This is a genomic window from Pirellulales bacterium (genome assembly GCA_019636345.1).
Taxonomy (GTDB): Bacteria; Planctomycetota; Planctomycetia; order Pirellulales; family Lacipirellulaceae.
In genome coordinates this window covers 149,760-169,317 of record JAHBXQ010000003.1, presented here as the reverse complement: position 1 = coordinate 169,317, position 19,558 = coordinate 149,760, and the positions used below count along the sequence as shown (strand labels likewise).

Below are 19,558 nucleotides of genomic sequence, written 5' to 3'. Positions count from 1 at the left end.
GGAGCGACGTCTCCGCCTCACGGCTCGTCCGCATGGACGTTGCGGGCGATCTTCTTGCGGATCTCCGCCTTGAGCTGTTCGATGACCGACTTCTTGTCGGTGTTCGCCAGGATCTGGCTGACGACTTGCTTCGGCGATTCGTTCCCCCAACTGGCGCCGTGCTGGAAGTAGTACCGCGCGGCCTGCCCGACGATGTAACTGCCGTACCCTGCCGCAGCGCCCTGCGGGACGTGCGAAAGCGCCGTGCTCAACCCGCCGGTGAGGGCTTTCATCGCACTGCTCGCCCAACTGACGACCGCCTCGAACACCGTCACCAGCCCCGCGCTCTTGGCGATCGATAACGCCAGCGACTGGGCGTTCGTGCGGCTGACGGGGATGCCGTAGATCCGCCCCAGCGTGACGATCATCGCCGCGTCGACCGCCATCCCCCCCAGCACGTCGGCGACCGCCACCGGGTTGATCGCCACGGCCAGCGACTTGGTGACGGCGAAGCTCCACACGACCCGGTTCGCCTCGTCCTCGCGCAGTCGCACGCGCAGGGCCCGCATGCGATCCCCCTTGTCGGCGGCGAACATCGCTGCGTTGAGCGCCACAAGGCTCTTGCCGTCGGCCTCGAGCATCTCCAGGACCCGCAGCCGCAGATCGTCGATTCGCGGCGAGGGCTTGCGCCATTCGGAGCGCGTCGACCCGTTGGCCGCCTCGATCACGTACTCGACTTCGCGCGGATCGGCCGCAACGACGACGATGTTGTCCGGGGCGACGACCCCGGCGAGCCGCGGACCGCGGAACTGGGTCAGCAAGTCCTCAAGCTCCTGCGGGCGGTACAGGTCGCTCTTGTTCAGCACGAAAATGAGCGGCTTGTTGCTCGCGGCGAGCTCGACGAGCGCCCGGTACTCGACCTCGTTGAGATCGCTGTCGGCGACGAACAGCACCAAGTCGGCCCGCTCGGCCGCGGCCGTCGCCATCTCGCCCCGTTGGGCGCCGTCGACCTCGTTGAGGCCCGGCGTGTCGACGAGCACGACCTCCGACGCCCCGAACCCAGGCAGGGCATACCCGGCCGAGGTCCACGAAGCGTGCCACACGTCCTTGGTCCACCCGCCGCGGACGTTCACTGCGGCCCGCTGCTCGCCGAGCAGGGCGTTGATCACGGCGCTCTTGCCGGTGCTGATCTCGCCGAACACGGCGATCTCGACCCGCCCCGCAGCCAGCTTCTCGCTCATCCGAGCGAGTTGATCGAGATCGCGGGCGAGCACCTCAAGCTCCGCGGGCCGACACCCCTCGAACTCCCGCACGGCCCGCCGAATCGCCGCGAGCGAGGCGTCGTAGTCGGCGTCGGCGAGTGGGGATGACGTGTTGACGGTTGCTTCGGTCATGGGGAGGCGTCATTTCACCACGGAGACAGAGAGGGTACGGAGGCAACTAGGCCGGGAGGTTCAGTACGGAGCTGTGACCTGGATAAACGCCATGCCGTTGAAATTGTAAAGCTCGCGGATGTCTTGCAGGCCATCGAGGGTTGGAGTTCCGGTGAACAGCTTTCCGTCGGCGGCCCACACGAGACGGGAGCAATCCATGTCGGCCCATTCCCAATCCGGACAATCGACGACAACCCCCGATCGTTCGTGAACAAGCCGATGCAACTCCCAGAAACAGGGCTTTGGCGCCTTTCCGTCGGCGGCGACGACGGGGCTTTCGTACTTGCGCAATCGCCAGCGCCGGTCGACGACTTTTTCGAAGACGACCGTGGACCGAGGATCGCCGCTCAACGAACGGTCGGTACGTCGCCAGCCGTCTCGCAAGAGCCGTACCTCGTAATGCCCCGGCCAGTGCGGGCGACAGTATTCAGCGAACGCATTGGACGTTGTGCGGCGGAAAGCCGTCGACTCGCGCAGCGGCGCGCTCGTCGGGCAAGCATTCAACCAAACGGCGCGATCGTCGAGCCACAAGCCCCCGCCTCCATACGTATCGCCTTGCGGGTAAAGCGAAAGTGCCTTGAGGTAGGGAACCCCCGAGATTGCCGTCCATGAACCCCTGGTTTCGGACTTCCAGCGGCCGTTCATGGCGAAGTAGACGAAGTGCCGGCCATCGGGCGAGATATCGCATCGGTCTTCGTAGATGCGCCCCTTCATCCACTGTCCCAGTTGAAAGCGATCATGCTTGCGGTCCCACAGGATTGTGGCGACCTGCTTCGAGGGTCCGCGCCTGATTACCAGCCCGATCGGCGCATCGCGAGCCAGAAGCACGTGTAGGCGCGCGGGGCTGGCGTCAGCGGTAGTTGCGTCGGACTTTTGCATCTCGCGTCGTTCCGTCCTCTCGCTTCCCGGCGTCTTCCGCGCCTCCATGGTGAAACAAACGCACTTCACCCCCGCAGCATGCTCCGCCCCAGGTGGATCAGCTTCTTGAGCTCCTCGGGCGTCGTCACGCGGCTCCATTCGCGGCGGGCCGTTTCGGCGAGGCCTCCCTCGGGCGGTTTCATTTCGTTTTGCAGGTACGCGATGAAAACTCGGCCGATCCACTTGGTGACCAGCGCCTGGACGAGTCCCTGCACCAGCCCGCCGGCGAGCGTGCCGATCCCCGGGACCGTCTTCAGCAGCGAGCCCACCAGCCCGGCCAACGCCGGGGTCGCGGCCGTGGCGCCGACCATGGCGATCAGGTTCTTGCTGAGCCCCTCGAGCATCTTCGCCGCCAAGTCGACGTCGAGCGGTTGCTGGTAGACCTTGGCCAGATCGAGGACCATCTTGAGCGTGATCGCGCTCCCGCCGGCCAAGTCCAACAGCGGAATCGGGTTGATCCCCGCCGCCCCCCCCGCGACCCACATGGACCGACTGACGATCTCCTCGGCCCGCTCGTCGAGCCGGGCGCGCACCTGCCGCTTCGCCTCGTCGACCATCCCCCGCGACTGCAACAGCAGGTTGGCGAGCAGCAGATCGCCGCCGTCCCGCTTCACCACGGCCAGCATCCGCCGGGCGAGCGGCTCGACGTTCGGCGGCACGTCGACCAGAACCGTCTCCTCGCAACCGTCAGCCAGCACGCGCACCTGCGGCCGCTGCGTCGCCCCGGCGCGCACCGCGACGACGTCCTCGCGGGCGACGCCCGGCAGCTGCTCGGCGATTTGCGCGGTAAGCTCGCTCTCTTGCCGTGCGTCGTACCAGTCCTCTTTGTTGAGGCAGACGATGAGCCGCTTCTCCATCGCAAGCAGCGCCTCGGCCAACTCGACCTCGTACGCCTTGAGCGGCCCGTCGACCACCAAGAGCACGAGGTCGGCGTTCTGAGCGACCGCAGCCGCCTCGGCGGCGCGGGCTTCGCCGCGCACTTCGGCCAGCCCCGGCGTGTCGACCAGCGTCACGCGGTCGGCGCCCGGCCAGGGAAGCTCGCTGCGCATCGTCGTCGTCCCGCCGACGACGTTGGTGCTGAACGCATCGCGCCCGGCGAGCGCGTTCAGCAGCGTGCTCTTGCCGCTGGAGATCGTGCCGAATGCGGCAATCTCCAGCCGTTGGGCCGATTGCTTCGACTCCAGTTCGACAATCGCCTCGCGCAACTTGGTTCGCACGGCCGGGTCGGCGTGCTCGCTCTCGGCAAAATCTCGCCCCGCAGCCAGATTGTCGGCGATTTCGTCGCGACGCTCGCCGGTCGACAAGGCGCTCGGGTCGCGGCTGCGGCGGGCCTCGTTCTTGGCCTTCGCCGCGGAGTTTTTCCACAGGTGGGCGATGATCCCGACGGTCAGCCCCGCGAGGGTCAGTCCCCCGGCGCCGACGACCGACAGATAACTGTACGCCAGCCACGGCTGCTGGGCGTGAACCCGCTGGTAGATGTCGACGATCGTCGGGAACCACGCCACCGCCGCGTAAGCCCACCCGGCGGCGAACGCCAGCAGAACGAGGCCAAGCTTGCGGGGGAGAAAACTCATGCGACCAGTATAGCTGCCGACTTGGCGAGTGTTTAACCACGGAGAACCCAGATTTCGCAGAGGCGATTGGCCGAAAATCGCTGAAGACACAAACGGGCGACGGCAACTCGTACGCCGTCATCCGGAACAGATCGCTCCAAGGCGCGAGATGACCTCACGAAGGACCGATCGTCCTAGGACCGCGGGGCGCAATGAAAATCCCCTCTTGTGCTTCCTGTCTCTTTTGTGGCCAATAGTCGTATCCCAAGTAATCTGCGTCATCCGTGGCTCTCCTGCGTGAGGCAATACCATGCGCGCCGCTTATATCACCGCTCCTGGCCCCGTCGAAAACATCACCATCGGCGACCTTCCCGACCCGCAGCCTGGGCCGGGGCAGGTCCTTGTGCGGGTGACCTACGCCGCGGTCAATCCGATCGACACGTACGTCCGCAGCGGAATGGTCGCGATGGAACTGCCGACCCCCTTCGTCGTCGGGTGCGATCTGGCCGGCGTCGTCGAGGCGGTCGGCCCCGGCGTCATGCGATACTCTCCGGGCATGCGCGTCTGGGGCTCCAACCAGGGACTCCTCGGCCGGCAGGGGACGTTCGCCGAACTGGCCGCCGTGGACCAGCAGTGGCTCTATCCGATCCCCGACGAGGTCAGCGACGAGCAAGCCGCAGCGAGTGCGCTGGTAGGACTCACCGCGGCCCTGGGGTTGTTCGAGGAAGCCAACCTGCAACCGAGAGACCAAATCGTCGTCCACGGCGGCGGCGGAGCGGTCGGGTCGATGGTCGTTCAAATGGCCGCCGCGGCCGGGGCGCGCGTGCTGGCCGTCGCCGGGGGGCCGGAGAAATGCGGTCGCTGCCGCGAGCTTGGCGCCGAAACGACGGTCGACTACCTGCACCAGGACCACAACCACGTCGCGGCGTCAATCGCCGACTGGGCCCCCGGCGGCGTGAACGTGTGGTGGGAAACCTGTCGCGAACCGCAACTCGAACTGGCGGTGAACGCGCTGGCCCAGCGCGGCCGAATCGTGGTCATGGCCGGCCGCGACGCCCGGCCGGTGCTGCCGATCGGTCCGTTCTACGTGAAGTGCTGCCGGCTGCTGGGATTCGTGATGTTCCTGTGCGACCCCGAGACGCAGGCCCGCGCCGCAGCGCGAGTCAACGACCTCTTGGCCGCCGGCAAACTTCGTACGCCGATCGATCGCGTCGCGCCCCTTGAGGAAACCGCCTTGCTCCACGACCTGCAACACAACAGCACCGTGTTAGGAAAGCACCCCGTCGGCGGCAAGTTGCTGGTGAAACTGTCGTAGTCCCGTCTCGCCAAGACACGTTCCTCCCGGACGCTCAGCAGGCCGGGCTCGAAGAACGCGTTTCGCACATGCCAGTCCGAAACCAAGCCTGCGTCAAAGCACGAGGCTCTGTCCCACACGACGAGCAAAGCCGCGCTAGCCGCGTGTGAAGTGAAACGATTCGACGATAATCCAAAGGGCCCGGCGCTATCGCCTCGCGGCTCATTCCTTGAGTCTTGAGACGAAGCTCGGCCGATGACCAGCACGAAGTCGTACGCGACATTTCGAGTCGCGCTGAATCTGTCACTGGCGGCGCTCTGGCTCGTCGCGAATCCGACTCGCAGCGAGGCTTACGCCCCCCTCTCCGAGTACGCGAGCGAAACCAGCGCGGGTTTCTCAGTCCTCGTCCACCGCGACGTTGACGCCGACGCCGAACTGGCGACCAAGACTCGTCGGGAACTCAAGCGGCAGCTGACCGAGATCGTGAAGGTTCTGCCCGAGCACGCGCTGGTCGAGCTGCGCAAGGTTCAGATTTGGGTCGAGCTCAACGCCAAAGAGCGCGGAGGCGCCGAGTACCACGTCTCGCGAAGATGGCTTACGGAGAACGGCTACAATCCCGCCAAGACGGGGGGCGTCGAGATCGCCAACGCCCGCAACTTCGTCGAGTGGTCGGCCGCCGCGCAACCGTGCATGGTGCTCCACGAGTTGGCCCACGCTTGGCACTTCCGCGTGCTGGGCGAGGACCATGCGGAGATCGCCGCCGCGTATCGCAACGCCATGGACCGCGGCCTGTACGACCGCGTCCCCTATGTCGCCGGCGGCACGCAGAAGGCGTACGCGACGACCAACGACAAAGAGTACTTCGCCGAACTCAGCGAAGCTTACTACGGCAAAAACGACTTCTTCCCCTTCGTGCGCAGAGAGTTGGAGAAGCACGACCCGCAGGGATTCGCCGCGATTCGCGCGACGTGGGAAGCGCCTGTCGAATCCCGCGCTGAGGAGTCGGCTACCGCCGAACCGGCCGGGCAATAAGGAAGACGCGCGGATCGCTGTTTGCATTCCATCCGCTCCGGCTCCCTCCCTTGCGGGGTGGGCTGGGAGAGGGGAAAGGCTCCGTCAAGCGAGTTCGCAGCAGAGACGGACTACCGCCGGGGAATGCGTTCCCCGCGCGTCAGGTCCTCCAGCGACTGCCGCTCGCGGACCAGGTGCGCGACGCCCTCCTCGACCAGCACCTCGGCCGCCAGGGGCTTGCTGTTGTAGTTGCTCCCCATCACGGCGCCGTAGGCGCCGGCGCAGCCGATGACCAGATAGTCGCCGACCTCGGCCTTCGGCAGTTCGCGAGCGGCGACGAACCCCCCTTCTTCCTGCGTGAAGATGTCGCCCGACTCGCACAGCGGGCCGCCGATGATCACCGGGTGCGTCGAGATCTGCGATCCGCGCGGGCCTCCCCGCGGACAAATCGCCATCGGATGATACGCCCCGTACAGGATCGGCCGGGCCAGGTTGTTGAACCCCGCATCGACGACATAGAAGGTGTTCGTCCCCATCCGCTTCACGGCCCGGATTTCGGCGATCAGACTGCCGCTCTCCGCGGAGAGATATCGTCCCGGTTCCAGTTCAAGACTCACGGCATGGCCGAACGCCTCGGCCAGCTTGGTGCGCGTGGCGTTCCACAGTTCATAGTACGCAGCGACGTCGACGCGTTTGTCGCCGGCGCGATAGGGAGTCGAGAGTCCGCCGCCGGCGCTGATTGTGCGGACCGAATCGCCGACCGAACGGGCCGCCGCTTCCATGGCGCCGCACACCTGGCTGAGATGCGACAGGTCGGTCCCCGAGCCGATGTGCATATGCAGTCCCGTGATCGACAGGCCGACCCTGGCGGCACGGTCGACGCATTCGCCGAGTTGCTCGTGCCAGATGCCGTGCTTCGACTGCTGCCCGCCGGTGTTGGTCTTCTGACTGTGCCCGTGGCCGAAGCCGGGATTGATGCGGAGCGTGATCCCCCGCCCGGGGCAACGCTCGCCGTACTGATCGATCATGTCGGGCGAGCCGCAGTTCACCGGCACGTCGAGCCGCGCGACCATGTCGAGCGCCTCGCGATCGAAGATGTCGGCCGTGTAGACGATCTGCGGCGGTTCGCCGGGGCCGGGCTTGTACCCGGCGAGGATGGCGCGGTGGATCTCGCCGGCGCTCACCGCATCGACGACCACTCCGTTTCGCCGCACGAGATCGAGCACCGCAATGTTCGAGCACGCCTTTTGGGCGAACCGCACGACGTCGAATACGGCCAGATCCGCGCACCGCTCGGCGATCACCGCCGCATCGTACACGTACACGGGGGTGCCGAACTGCTCGGCGATCTGCTCGACGGCGAGTCCGGCCACGGTTTCAACCAGGGAAGTCGATTCGGCAGTGACGCTCATGACTTGGAGAGACGTGTTTCTCAAGAGGAAGGCGGAAGCGTACGGAGGGCTCCGTGCGACTTTGGAAGGTGTTGCCGCTGGGACGCGAAAGCGGCGGTCCCGCTCCGTGCAGGACCGCCGCTGGGACGTCGTGGTTCGCAGGTCGCGGGCGGCGCCTAACGGCCGGCGCCGGCCGCCTGCATCTGGGCCGCCATGGCGCCCATGGCGATCGAACGCAGGACCCCTTCCTCGAGTTCGAACCGCATCCGCTGACCGCTCTTGATCGGCTGGACCACCATCCGCACGTGGTCGCGGCCGCTCGTCTCGTTGGCGATCATCAGCGAAATTTGCTCGAGCATCGGTTTGACGTCGTCCTCGGCCACGGTCTTGGCGAAGTTCATGATCTGGCCCAGAGCGAACGTCATCTCCATCGGGGGGACGCTCTTGCCGGGGCTGGCGGCCGAGGCGTCCATGACGCTTTTCACCTTTTGCTGCCAGTCCTTGCCGACGGCAAAGTACACCGACTCCTTGCCGATTCCGACGGCCATCTCAACGTACTCGCCGAACATGGTGCGGGCTTCTGCTTCATGTTCGGGAACCGGGGCCGACAGCGTGTGGAAGGCGTGTCCCCCGACCTGCTGGGCGTTCCAAGACACTTTCGGCATGTCGCCTTTGCCCTCTTTCTCGGCGACTTCGACGATCTTCTTCAGGGCCGACTCGATCTTGGCCGGCTCGACGATCATGCCGCCGGCGACGAAAGTCAGCGCCGAAGCCTCGAGATTCAGCACCGCCCCGCCGTCGAACTTCCCGGCCTTCGCCGTCGCTTCAATCGCCGCCAGGATGTCGTCGAGCGCCGACTTGATCGTCGTCTTCCCCTCGTCGGAGAGCTTGTCGTTCTTGTCGATCTCTTTGTACGCCTCCTTGCGCGCGGCGGCGAACTGCTGCTCCATCTGAGCCAGATCGCTCTCGGCCGCCTCGGCCGCCAGACACAACGTCATCGCCGCCTCAGGCTCGAAGAACCCCGCGAAATTGGTCGTCGACTTCTCGGCCTTGGCGAACTCCTCGGCCAGCTTCGTCCCGGGCAGAGCCGTCCCGCTGCCGTCGATGATCGCTCGAGCTTGCTTCGAATCGACCGCCAAGCCGAACGTCAGTTGGTCAAGCTGGGCCAAAGCCTCGCGAAGTTGGGCGAGTCCGTCCTCCACTTGCTTTTCACGAGCGGCGTAGTCGTCGTCGCTCTCCCCGGCTTGCTTCTGCAAGCCCTGTTGGGCCGCTTGCGAGATGATCTCGATCCCTTGCTGGCGATACGCCTCGGGGACGTTCTGCACGAACACCCGCGCGGCGAGGTCGTACTCCTGGGTCAAATCGGTCAGCATCGCGGCGACGTTCGCCGGGGCCGCCGTGACGGCGGTCGGCGCGATCGACAGGTGCAGCCACCCCCCCGACTCCTTGCCGAACAGCGGCATGCTGGGGGTCTGAATCTGAATCATCCCGTCCCCCATGTCTTGGGTCGTCACGCCAAAGCCCTTGGCGACGGCCAACAGTTCGGCGGCGTCGGTGACCGGCACGCAGATCAGAGGCATGATCATCCCCTGATCCGACAGCACGATCACCCCGATCGGCTTCGACTTGTCGAGCCCCGCGAGGCCTTTGTTCTGCGTGAACATCTGCAGCATCATCTCGATGGTCTGCGACGCCTGCGGTTGCCCGCCCAGGCTGCCGATGAAATCGGCGTCTTGCATCAGCGCGTCGTAGCCCGAGAAAGCGACGACCGCCATCGGTTCGGCGGCAAGGGTGCGAACCGAGCTCACGAGCGAGCCGGTCAGCGCGGCGGCAACCGCGGCGCTGGCGGCGGTCGTGCGAAGGACTGAGGTGATCACGATCAAAAACTCCTAGAACGAGGCAGAATGTCCGCAACGAGGGTGGGTACGGGAAGGCAAGCGCGACGGTTCGCCCGGTGCAACAGGCAGCCTGGCGAAGCGGCTCGCTGCAGCAAGCCCGGGCGCGCCCCCCGGCGTCCCGGCTGAAGACGGCTCGACCGGCGCTCGAAGTGCGCCGGAGCGGCCTTCTCGCACCCACGAATGTATACGCTCAATCGCCGAGAATCTCGGCCAGTATTGCCAAAAAAACGGCCGCGAGGCCAAGAAACGAGCGCAGAACGCCCCCCGCGGGGGCGCAAAGATCGACCGGAACGCACCGGACGCGCGGCGCCGCGAGTCGCCTACCGCTCGCGGAACGTGATCCGACCTTTGGTCAGATCATAGGGCGACAATTCGACCCGCACCTTGTCGCCGGGGACGATGCGGATGAAGTACTTGCGCATGCGACCGGCCACGTGGGCGGTCACGGTGTGCCCCCCCTCGATTTCCACGCGAAATCGGGTGTTTGCCAGGGCTTGGGTGACGACTCCCTCGACTTCGAGGGCTTCTTCCTTTTGTTTAGCCATAAATCTCTCAGAGCCGCGGCGCCGCCAGAGCAAGGAACGACCCCGCCCGCGCACCGACCGGCGAAATGCACTCGACGACCGCGCGTCGTCGATAATCCTACTATCCTACCACTCCCAGCGGCACTGTCCAACGGCGAGTCGTGAGCCATTTCGGCCGGCTTCGGCCGGTCCGGGCCCTCCTCTCGACCCCCCGGACGGGGCAACTTCGAGATTGGTCTTGTCCCCCAGGGCGGGAAACACTCTCTTTGGCCGGAACATGCCCGCAGCAACGGTCTTGCCGGCCCTCCCTTAATTCGGTGCAAGTTGTTGCCAGATAACAATTTGACGATTTCCGCCCGCATCGGAAAAATGATTCATTCCGCTATCGCCCCGAGATCGCTCGGCCCGTGCCGCGCCGCAGCCCTCGGGACAACTCGTCTCCTCCCGGCCCTTGGGCGCCGTGCGATCCCATGTCTGACGAATTCCGTCGAGGTCCGGCTGTGAGCGACGAGTACGCCGACGAAGGGAGGCTGCCCGACGAGGACGCCATCCGCCGGGCCAAGCAGGAAATCCAGTCCCTCGTCCAAGAAGTCGACGACCTGGCCAAGAGCGAGGTCGAGCCGACTGAGTTTTTCGCCGGATTGCTCGACAAATCGATTGCCGCGTTGGCCGCGTTCGGCGGGGTCGTTTGGACGATTGAAGAAGGCGCCGGCTTCAAACCGCAGTACCAGGTGAACCTGCAGCAGACCGGGCTGGCTCGCGACCCCGCGCTGCAGATGCAGCACGCCCGGCTTCTGGCCCAAATCGCCGAGAAAGGGGAGCCGAGCCTCGCCCCGCCCCACTCCGGCGCGGGGGGCGAGGGGGACGACCAGCACCAGATCGCCGCCAACCCCACCGATTACTTGCTGGTGGTCGCTCCCATCCGCACCGACAAAGGGGTCGACGGGCTGGTGGAGATTTTCCAGCGGACCGGCGCCCGGCCGACTGCCCAGCGCGGCTACCTCCGCTTTCTCGTGCAAATGTGCGAGATCGCCGGCGAGTACCTCAAGACCCGCCGCCTGCGGCAGTTCGTCAGCAAGCAATCGTTGTGGGAGCAGCTCGAGAGCTTCACGTCGCTCGTTCACGAACGACTCGACTCCCGCGAGACCGCCTACACGATCGCCAACGAAGGGCGGCGGCTCATCGGGTGCGACCGCGTGACGGTCGTCCTCCGCAAGGGGAGCAGCTACGTCGTCGAAGCGATCAGCGGGCAGGACACGTTCGACAAGCGGTCGAACGTCGTCCGGCTGTTGCGCGACTTGGCTCGGGTCGTCGGCCGCAGCGGCGAGGACCTATGGTACGCCGGCGACACGAAAAATCTCGCCCCGCAGGTCGAGAAGGCGGTCAACGCCTACGTCGACGAATCGCATACCAAGCAACTGGCCGTCCTCCCGTTGCGCGAGATCGACGACTCCGGCGACGACGACGATGCCGCCAAGAAACGGGCCGACAACATTCTGGGCGTCCTGGTGATCGAGCAGCTCGTCGACGGTCGGCAGCCCGAGGGGCTGTTGCAGCGGGTCGACGTCGTGCGCCGGCACAGCGGCACGGCGCTCACCAATGCGGCGTTCCACGAGAGTCTGTTCCTGATGCCGCTGTGGCGGCTCATCGGCAAGAGCCGCGTGCTGGTCGCGGCCCGCAATCTGCCCAAGACGATCGCCGCGGCGATCGCGGTGACGGCCGTGGCGGCGACGTTGACGCTCGTGCCGTACGACTTCACCGTCACGGCCGACGGCAAGCTGCTCCCCGAGCGACGCCGCAACGTGTTCGCCGAGCTCGACGGCATGATCACCGAGGTCAAAAAGACCCACGGCGACGCGGTGACCGCGGGCGAAGTGCTGGCCGTGCAGCGGAGCAGCGCGCTCGACGAACAGGAAGTCGCGCTGAACAAGGAACGCGACGCCGTGCTGCAGAAGATCAGCACGGTCGATCTGCAATTGCGCAAATTCAGCGCCGCGACGGCCCGCCCCGGAGATCGCGACCAACTGATCGCCGAGAAGGCGGTCCTGCAAACGCAACTCGACGGCCTCGACAAGCAGGTCGCGTTTCACAAATCGCAGCGCGAGAAGCTGCTGATCCGCAGCCCCGTCGACGGCAAGGTCGTCACCTGGAAGGTCAAGGACCTCATCCAGGGACGAACCGTCCGCACGGGGCATCGACTGATGGAGATCGCCGACCCGTCGCAAGGGTGGATGCTCGAAATCTACGTCCCCGAGAAGAAAATGGGGCACGTGACGGCGCAACTCGACGAGTTGCTCCGTCAGGATTCCCAGGCCCAATTGGAAGTCACGTTCATCCTGGCGACCAACGTCGATCAGAAACTCGTCGGCCGCGTCACCACGATCCACGCCAACGCCGAGGTCGAGGGAGACAAAGGGAACACGGTCCGGATGGACGTCGAGTTCGATCAAGAGCAGCTCAAGCAGATCGTGGCCGACCCGGCCCGCGACCTGAAGGTGGCGGCCGACGTGAAGGCGAAGATCCGCTGCGGCCGGGCGCCGATCGGTTACGTGTGGTTCCACGAACTGTGGGAGTTCGTCCAGTCGCGGATCTTGTTCCGGATATAGTTGGGCCGCGGCGACTTCGGTCCCGAGCGACCGCCGACGGTACGGATCGCTCGGGATCCGCGTCATCCGTGGTCTTCGCGTTGCAGTTTGGCATGAATCGCGGCCCGCGCCGCTTTCGGAGGTATCGTGATGGTCCGTCGTTGCTGTCGTCGTGCGTTGCTGTTGACGTCGCTGGTCGTGGTCGGTCTCGCCGCAAGGCGCTCCGTCGCCGCCGAGGTGCACACCAGCGGCACGGTCGAATTCGTGCAGACCGTGAAGATCCCTGCGGAGGAAGCGGGGGTGATCCGTCTGCTGCCCGTCCGCGAGGGGAGCCGCGTCCAGGCAGGCGAATTGCTCGCCCAGATCGACGATCGCCAAGCCCAAGCCGCACGCAAGGTGGCCGAGTCGAAACGCAACGCGGCGCGCAAGCGGGCCGAAGACGACATCGAGCTGCGCTACGCCGACGCCGCCGGCGACGTCGCCCGGGCCGACTGGGACCGCGACGTCGAGGCGAACAAAGCCGTTCCCAAGTCGGTCCCCGAAATCCAACTGCGGCAGAAGAAGCTCGTGTGGCAGAAGGCCTTGCTGCAATACGAGAAGGCGCAAAACGATCGCGTGCTCGCCGGGATGGACGCCGACGCGTACGAGGCCGAACTCGAAGCGGCGAACGTCGCGGTCGAGCGGCGGACGATCCGCGCCCCCTTCGACGGCGAGGTGCAAATCCTGTACGCCCACGAGGCCGAGTGGGCCAACCCGGGCGATCCCGTGCTTCAACTCGTTCGGCTCGACGACCTGTACGTCAACCTCGTGGTGCCCGCCTCGCAACACGATCCGCAGGAGCTTGACGGGTGCGCGGTCACGGCGACGGCGACCCTGGCCCGCGGGCGGACCGCCTTGGTCGAGGGACAGATCGCCTTCGTCGACCAGGAGGTGCAGGGCGGATCGTCCGAGTTCGCTTACAAAGTCCGGGCGGAGATGAAGAACGTCCAGATCGAGGGGGATTGGGTCCTCCGCCCCGGGATGACCGTCGAGGTGACGATCCACCTGGACCGCAAACTGTCGCGGTAGTGAGCCGGTTCGCTCGTGCCGCCGCGGCGAAAGACACGCTCGAGGCGTGACCGGGAATTCGCTTGGGTCGACGGGCGTCGACCGCTAACTTGACGTGCGTGGATCGCGCGCGGGCGCGAGTCCCTCAATCTCGATCGCCGTTCGCCTTCCGCCATGCCCACGCTTGCCGACAGCATCGTTTCCAGCTCGTCGCGCAAGCTGGCGATCCGGGTACGGCCGGATCTCAAGGCTCGCAAGCAGCGTTACCAAGGCCGGGTCTACTGGGTCGTCAAAGATCCGGTGGGGCTGCAGTACTTTCGGTTCGAGGAGGAGGAGTTCGCGATCCTGCAGATGCTCGACGGCGAGTCGAGCCTCGACGAGATCGCCGAACAGTTCGAGCGCGAGTTTCCGCCCCAGACGATCCGCGTCGAGGAGTTGCAGAACTTCATCGGCATGCTCCATCGCAGCGGGTTGGTGCTGTCCAATTCGCCGGGCCAGGGACATCAGCTCAAGGAGCGCCGCGACGAACGCAAACGCAAGGAGCTGCTCGCCGCGGCCAGCAACATTCTCGCGTTCCGATTCCGCGGGTTCGACCCTGAGAAGATTCTGAACGCGATGCGGCCGATCGGCCGGTTCTTCTTCTCGGGACCGGCGACGGTCTTCAACCTGTCGTTAATGCTTGCCGCGGCGATTCTGGTGACGGTCGAGTTCGACGTGTTCCGCTCGCGGCTGCCGTCCTTCCACTCGTTCTTCGACGCGCAGAACTGGCTCGCCTTGGGGGCCACGCTGGCGGTCACCAAGATTCTGCACGAGTTCGGCCACGGGTTGTCGTGCAAGCATTTCGGCGGCGAGTGCCACGAAATGGGGGTCATGTTTCTCGTGCTCACCCCCTGCTTGTACTGCAACGTAAGCGACTCGTGGATGCTCCCCAGTCGATGGAAGCGGGCCGCGATCGGCGCCGCGGGGATGTACGTCGAGGTGGTGCTCGCCTCGATCGCCACCTTCCTCTGGTGGTTCAGCGAGCCGGGGTGGCTCAACTACACCTGCCTGAACGTTATGTTCGTCAGCTCGGTGAGCACGATCCTGTTCAACGCCAATCCCCTGTTGCGATACGACGGGTACTACATCCTCAGCGACCTCATGGAGGTCCCCAACCTGCGGCAGAAGGCCAATACGATCCTCAATCGCAAGCTGGCCAAGTGGTGCCTGGGGCTCGAGGAGGCGGAAGATCCCTTTCTGCCCAAGCGGCATCAATCGCTGTTCGCGCTGTACACAGTCGCCTCGTTCGTGTATCGCTGGGTCGTGCTGTTTTCGATTCTGTTCTTCCTCAACAAGGTGTTCGAGCCGTACGGTCTGAAAGTCATCGGCCAGACGATCGCGCTCGCGTCGATCTGGGGCCTGTTCGCAGCGCCAGCCTGGAAGGCCTACAAGTTTTTCAAAGTGCCGGGGAGACTGACGAAGATGAAGCGGCTGCGGATGTACCTCACGCTGCTGGTCTTGGCTGGGATCGTTGCGGCCGTGCTGCTCGTGCCGCTGCCGTCGCACGTGTACTGCCCGTTCGAAATCCAGCCCCGCGGGGCCGCCAGCGTCTACGTCGAGTCCCCTGGCCGGTTGGTCGAGGTTCTCGTGCAACCCGGCGATCGGGTCGAGGCGGGACAGGTGCTGGTGCGTCTGGTCAATGAATCGACCGAGGCCGAAATCCTCCGTCTCGAAGGAGATCGAGCGGCGGCGAAGACCGAGATCGAAAACCTCGAACGCCTGCGGCTGCGCAATCCCGACGCGGCGGCGGGGCTCGATACGGCCCGCGAACTCTTGCAAGCGGCCGAGGAGCGGCTCGCCCAAAAGCGAACCGAGCTGGCTCAATTGGAAGTGAAGGCGCCGATCGCCGGCACGGTGATCGCCCCGCCCCCGGCGCCCGCGCATCACGCCGATCCCGAGGTCGAGCTCCCCGAGTGGTCGGGCAGCCCGCTGGAGCCCAAGAATCTGGGCGCCCTGATGCAGCCCGACGGACCGCGGAACATGGTCTGTCAGATCATCGACCCCGAGGCCTGGGACGCAGTGATGGTGGTCGATCAGAACGACGTCGATCTCGTGCAGGAAGGCCAGCGGGTGCAACTGCTCTTGGAAGAGGCGAGCTGGCAGGAATTCGACTCGACCATCGACCACCGCTCGACCGATGCGATGGAAGCGGTCCCGGCCCGACTGGCGAGCACCTCCGGGGGCCCCGTCGCGGCCCAACCGCAGCCCGACGGGGTCATCCGCCCGTTGACCACCAGCTACCAAGCGACCGCCCCGCTCGACAACTCCTCGGGCCTGCTCCGCAACGGGCTCACCGGCCGGGCGCGAATCACGACCCCGCACCGGACGCTCGCCGCGCGGATCATGCGTTACCTGAGTCGCACGTTCAACTTCGACATCTGACGCCCGTGCCTGCCGTGCCAATCGGTGAACCGCAAATGAACGCGGAGAAACGTGCAGCGCGAAGGCGTCCCAGCGCAAATCTGCGTCTCACCGCGTTCCTCTGCGGTTCCTTCTGCTTGTTTGTCCCCAGGGTTCAGGCCGAGTCGCCGCCGCCGCGCGAAGTTCCCCCTGCGCGAGCCGCGGCCGCAGGGATGCGCGTCGTCGCCGGGCAGCGGTTGCGGCTGTGGACCGACTTGCCGCCGAATCCCGCGATCGACGAACTCCCCGCTGTGTTCGCGGCGGCCGTGTCGTTGTGGGCGGAGCATTTCGGCGTCGCGCCGGAGCGCGTGGGCGCTTGGCACGCGCAGGCCTTTCTGATCGACGACCGCGGAACCTTCGCTGCGTTGGGGCTGATGCCCGAGCGGAACCCCGAGTTCGCCAACGGCTTCGCCCAGGGGCGCGAGCTGTGGCTCGTCGAGCAGCCAAGCGACTACTACCGCCGCCACCTGTTGCTGCACGAGGGGGTGCATGCCTTCATGTACGAGTTCCTCGGCGGAACCGGACCCGGGTGGTACGCCGAGGGGATGGCCGAGTTGTTGGGCTCGCATACCTGGAACGCCGCGGCAAGCGCCGACAAGGACCGCCTGCGCCTCCCTGCGTTTCCGGCGAAGCGGGACGATGTGCCGATGTGGGGCCGGGTGAGAACATTGCGCGACGCAGCGGCCGCGGGCGCCTCGCTGTCCTTGGAGGCGGTGCTCGCCCTGGACGGGGCGCGCGCCATCAGCGACGACGCCTATGCCTGGACCTGGGCGCTCTGTGCGCTGCTGGACGGTCACCCCCAGTTCCGTGCGCGGTTCCGAACTCTGGCGGCCGCAGCGAGCGAGCCCGAATTCAACGATCGCGTCCGGCAGACTTTCGCCGCGGATTGGGGCGACCTTGCGTGCGAGTGGCAAGCGTACTGTGCGACGATCGACTACGGCTATGACTTCGCCCGCATGGCGATGACGCATCGCGAGGCGAACGAGGTCGGCGCAGGCGAACGCGAGGTTCGGATTCGCGCCGATCGGGGCTGGCAATCGACGGGCGCGGTGTTGCGGGCCGGGCGCACGTATCAGATTTCCGCGCAGGGACGGTACGTCATCGCCGTCGAAGACGGTCGACCGTGGCCCTGCGAACCGGGGGGAGTGACGCTCCGCTGGCACGCGGGGCGACCGCTGGGGGAACTGCACGCGGCGCTGCGCCCGATGACGCCGACCGCGGCCGACAGGGTCGCGTCCCCCCCCGACCGGCCCGACGCGGCGCCCGACCCCGACTTCGCCGCCCCCTGCCCCGTCGGCCTCGCCGCCCGCATCACGCCCCGGCGCGACGCGATCCTCTATCTCCGCGTGAACGACTCCGCCGCCTCGCTCAGCGACAACTCGGGCGACCTGCGGGCGGTCATCGCCGATTGACTTCCTCGGGGCCGGGTTTGAGAATACACCGATCGCGTTAACTGCCGATGGCGTCGCCAGTTGCAATTTTGGCGAGGCCGGCCCGTCTCCCCGCACCCCCGCCTGCCCCCCGATGACGAACCTCCTTGCCGCCGCCGATCCTGCCGTGTGGAACGCCATCGCCGACGAGGCGACCCGGCAGCAGGACGGGCTGGAGATGATCGCCAGCGAAAACTACACCAGTCCCGCGGTCATGCAGGCGGTCGGCAGCGTGCTGACCAACAAGTACGCCGAGGGATACCCCGGCCGGCGGTACTACGGCGGGTGCGAGTTCGTCGACGTCGTCGAGCAAATCGCCATCGATCGGGCGAAGGAGCTGTTCGGCGCCGAGTTCGCCAATGTGCAGCCTCACTCGGGCTCCCAAGCGAACACGGCGATCTACCTGACCGCGCTTGCGCCGGGAGACACGGTCCTGGGGCTCGACTTGGCCCACGGGGGCCACCTGACCCACGGGATGAAGCTAAACATCTCGGGGATGTTGTACAACTTCATCTCCTACGGCGTGCGGCCTGACGATCACCGGATCGATTTCGATCAGGTCGCCCGGCTGGCTCGCGAGCACAAGCCGAAGATGATCGTCGCGGGGGCGAGCGCTTATCCGCGTGAGATCCCGCACCCGAAGTTCGCCGAGATCGCCCGCGAGGTCGGCGCCAAGCTGATGGTCGACATGGCCCACTATGCGGGGCTGGTGGCGGCGGGGTTGCACGACAATCCGGTCGGGGTCGCCGACTTCGTGACGACGACCACCCACAAGACGCTCCGCGGCCCGCGCGGCGGCTTGTGTCTGGCCAAGGAAGAATACGGCAAGACGATCAACAGCCGCGTGTTCCCCGGCATCCAGGGGGGGCCGCTGATGCACGTGATCGCAGGCAAGGCGGTTTGCTTCGGCGAGGCGCTCAAGCCCGAGTTCCGCGTCTACGCCCGGCAAGTGATCGACAACGCCAGCGCCCTGGCCGAGGCGCTGGCCGCGGGAGGGTTGTCCCTGGTCAGCGGCGGAACTGAAAACCACCTGATGCTGGTCGACGTCACGTCGCTGGGCATCGGCGGCAAGAAGGCTGAGGAGGCTCTCGACGCCGCGGGGATCACGGTCAACAAGAATATGATCCCCTTCGATCAGCGCAAGCCGATGGATCCCTCGGGCATTCGCGTCGGCACGCCGGCGCTCACGACCCGCGGGATGGGCGAGGATCAGATGCGCACGATCGGCGGCTGGATGCTCGAGGCGCTCCGCCACGCCGACGACGCGGCGGTTCTGGAGCGCATCCGCGGGCAAATTCGCGAGTTGTGCATCGACTTTCCCGTCCCCGCCGCGGCGCTGGAAGCCACGGCAGTTTAGTTCACAGGGCAGCGACCAAGACGCCAAGAATTTGAAGGAACATCGGGACGACGGGACCGCGGCGTGTCCGAACCTGCCGTGGTCCGCTCGTCCAGCCGACTCGCAGTCATGTCGTTGCTTCGCCGCATCGCTTCGTGCCCGTCGTGCCTTGGTGGTCGCATTTCCAGAATTGGGTGATGTCATGAGCGAACGGGACCGGATTTTGATCGCTGACGACAACGAACAGAACGTCGAGTTGCTCGAAGCGTTTCTCGCCGATCGCGACGTCGACGTCGCAATCGCGGTCGACGGGCAAGACACGCTCGACAAGTTCGGCTCGTTCCAACCTCACCTGATCCTGCTCGACGTGATGATGCCTCGACTGAGCGGGTTCGAGGTCTGCGAGCGTCTCAAGGGCGATCCCGCCACCAGCGGCGTGATGATTCTGATGGTCACCGCGCTCAACGAGGACGGCGACATCGAACGGGCCGTCGAGGCGGGGACCGACGACTTCATCTCCAAGCCGGTCAACAAGCTCGAGCTGCTCAAGCGGGTCGACAACATGCTCAAGCTGCGGCACGTGACCGACGAACGCGAGCGACTGCGCCGTTACATCGAGAGCATGGACGAACGCGCCGGCGCCGCGAATTGAATCGCTGTCGGCCGTCGACCGGCGCACAATCCCCTGCCGCAGCCGCCCCCCTCGAAGCCGACGCCAGG

The 19,558-nt window shown here is 66.0% G+C and carries 14 protein-coding genes; 8 read left to right on the top strand and 6 right to left on the bottom strand.

What is annotated here, in order from left to right:
* Window positions 1-17: 17 nt before the first annotated feature.
* From KF688_08440 to KF688_08430, 3 genes are all read right to left on the bottom strand, one after another.
* Complete coding sequence (locus KF688_08440) at window positions 18-1,373, bottom strand: GTP-binding protein (GenBank protein ID MBX3425692.1); 1,356 nt, start codon at window positions 1,371-1,373, stop codon at window positions 18-20.
* Window positions 1,374-1,433: 60 nt separating this feature from the next.
* Window positions 1,434-2,240, bottom strand: a complete 807-nt coding sequence (locus KF688_08435) for a hypothetical protein (protein MBX3425691.1) — start codon at window positions 2,238-2,240, stop codon at window positions 1,434-1,436.
* Window positions 2,241-2,356: 116 nt separating this feature from the next.
* Window positions 2,357-3,904 (bottom strand): DUF697 domain-containing protein, encoded by a 1,548-nt coding sequence (locus KF688_08430; protein ID MBX3425690.1) that lies wholly within the window; start codon window positions 3,902-3,904, stop codon window positions 2,357-2,359.
* A 289-nt stretch (window positions 3,905-4,193) separates the two neighbouring features.
* On the opposite strand from KF688_08430, the gene KF688_08425 reads away from it, so the two are divergent.
* Both KF688_08425 and KF688_08420 read left to right on the top strand, forming a co-directional pair.
* Window positions 4,194-5,198: an NADPH:quinone reductase gene (locus tag KF688_08425; GenBank protein MBX3425689.1), complete on the top strand. Its 1,005-nt coding sequence runs from the start codon at window positions 4,194-4,196 to the stop codon at window positions 5,196-5,198.
* A gap of 234 nt (window positions 5,199-5,432) precedes the next feature.
* Window positions 5,433-6,209 (top strand): hypothetical protein, encoded by a 777-nt coding sequence (locus KF688_08420; GenBank protein ID MBX3425688.1) that lies wholly within the window; start codon window positions 5,433-5,435, stop codon window positions 6,207-6,209.
* A 110-nt stretch (window positions 6,210-6,319) separates the two neighbouring features.
* Here the strand turns inward: KF688_08420 and lysA are convergent, their stop codons facing one another.
* The 3 genes from lysA to infA form a co-directional block, all read right to left on the bottom strand.
* Window positions 6,320-7,600 carry a diaminopimelate decarboxylase gene (gene lysA / locus KF688_08415; GenBank protein ID MBX3425687.1) on the bottom strand — a complete coding sequence of 427 codons (1,281 nt, stop codon included), beginning with the start codon at window positions 7,598-7,600 and terminating at the stop codon, window positions 6,320-6,322.
* A gap of 155 nt (window positions 7,601-7,755) precedes the next feature.
* Window positions 7,756-9,456 carry a hypothetical protein gene (locus tag KF688_08410; GenBank protein MBX3425686.1) on the bottom strand — a complete coding sequence of 567 codons (1,701 nt, stop codon included), beginning with the start codon at window positions 9,454-9,456 and terminating at the stop codon, window positions 7,756-7,758.
* A gap of 341 nt (window positions 9,457-9,797) precedes the next feature.
* Window positions 9,798-10,022 carry a translation initiation factor IF-1 gene (gene infA, locus KF688_08405; GenBank protein ID MBX3425685.1) on the bottom strand — a complete coding sequence of 75 codons (225 nt, stop codon included), beginning with the start codon at window positions 10,020-10,022 and terminating at the stop codon, window positions 9,798-9,800.
* 449 nt (window positions 10,023-10,471) lie between these two features.
* Between infA and KF688_08400 the strand changes: the two genes are divergently transcribed.
* From KF688_08400 to KF688_08375, 6 genes are all read left to right on the top strand, one after another.
* The gene (locus KF688_08400; protein MBX3425684.1) at window positions 10,472-12,607 is read left to right on the top strand and encodes an HlyD family efflux transporter periplasmic adaptor subunit; all 2,136 of its coding nucleotides are present in this window, start codon (window positions 10,472-10,474) and stop codon (window positions 12,605-12,607) included.
* A 129-nt stretch (window positions 12,608-12,736) separates the two neighbouring features.
* The gene (locus KF688_08395) at window positions 12,737-13,654 is read left to right on the top strand and encodes an HlyD family efflux transporter periplasmic adaptor subunit (GenBank protein ID MBX3425683.1); all 918 of its coding nucleotides are present in this window, start codon (window positions 12,737-12,739) and stop codon (window positions 13,652-13,654) included.
* A 153-nt stretch (window positions 13,655-13,807) separates the two neighbouring features.
* Window positions 13,808-16,054, top strand: a complete 2,247-nt coding sequence (locus KF688_08390; GenBank protein ID MBX3425682.1) for a biotin/lipoyl-binding protein — start codon at window positions 13,808-13,810, stop codon at window positions 16,052-16,054.
* 116 nt (window positions 16,055-16,170) lie between these two features.
* On the top strand, window positions 16,171-17,484 hold the full coding sequence (locus KF688_08385; GenBank protein MBX3425681.1) for a hypothetical protein: 1,314 nt from the start codon (window positions 16,171-16,173) through the stop codon (window positions 17,482-17,484).
* A 112-nt stretch (window positions 17,485-17,596) separates the two neighbouring features.
* The gene (locus tag KF688_08380) at window positions 17,597-18,859 is read left to right on the top strand and encodes a serine hydroxymethyltransferase (GenBank protein ID MBX3425680.1); all 1,263 of its coding nucleotides are present in this window, start codon (window positions 17,597-17,599) and stop codon (window positions 18,857-18,859) included.
* Window positions 18,860-19,040: 181 nt separating this feature from the next.
* Window positions 19,041-19,490, top strand: a complete 450-nt coding sequence (locus KF688_08375; GenBank protein ID MBX3425679.1) for a response regulator — start codon at window positions 19,041-19,043, stop codon at window positions 19,488-19,490.
* Window positions 19,491-19,558: the final 68 nt, after the last annotated feature.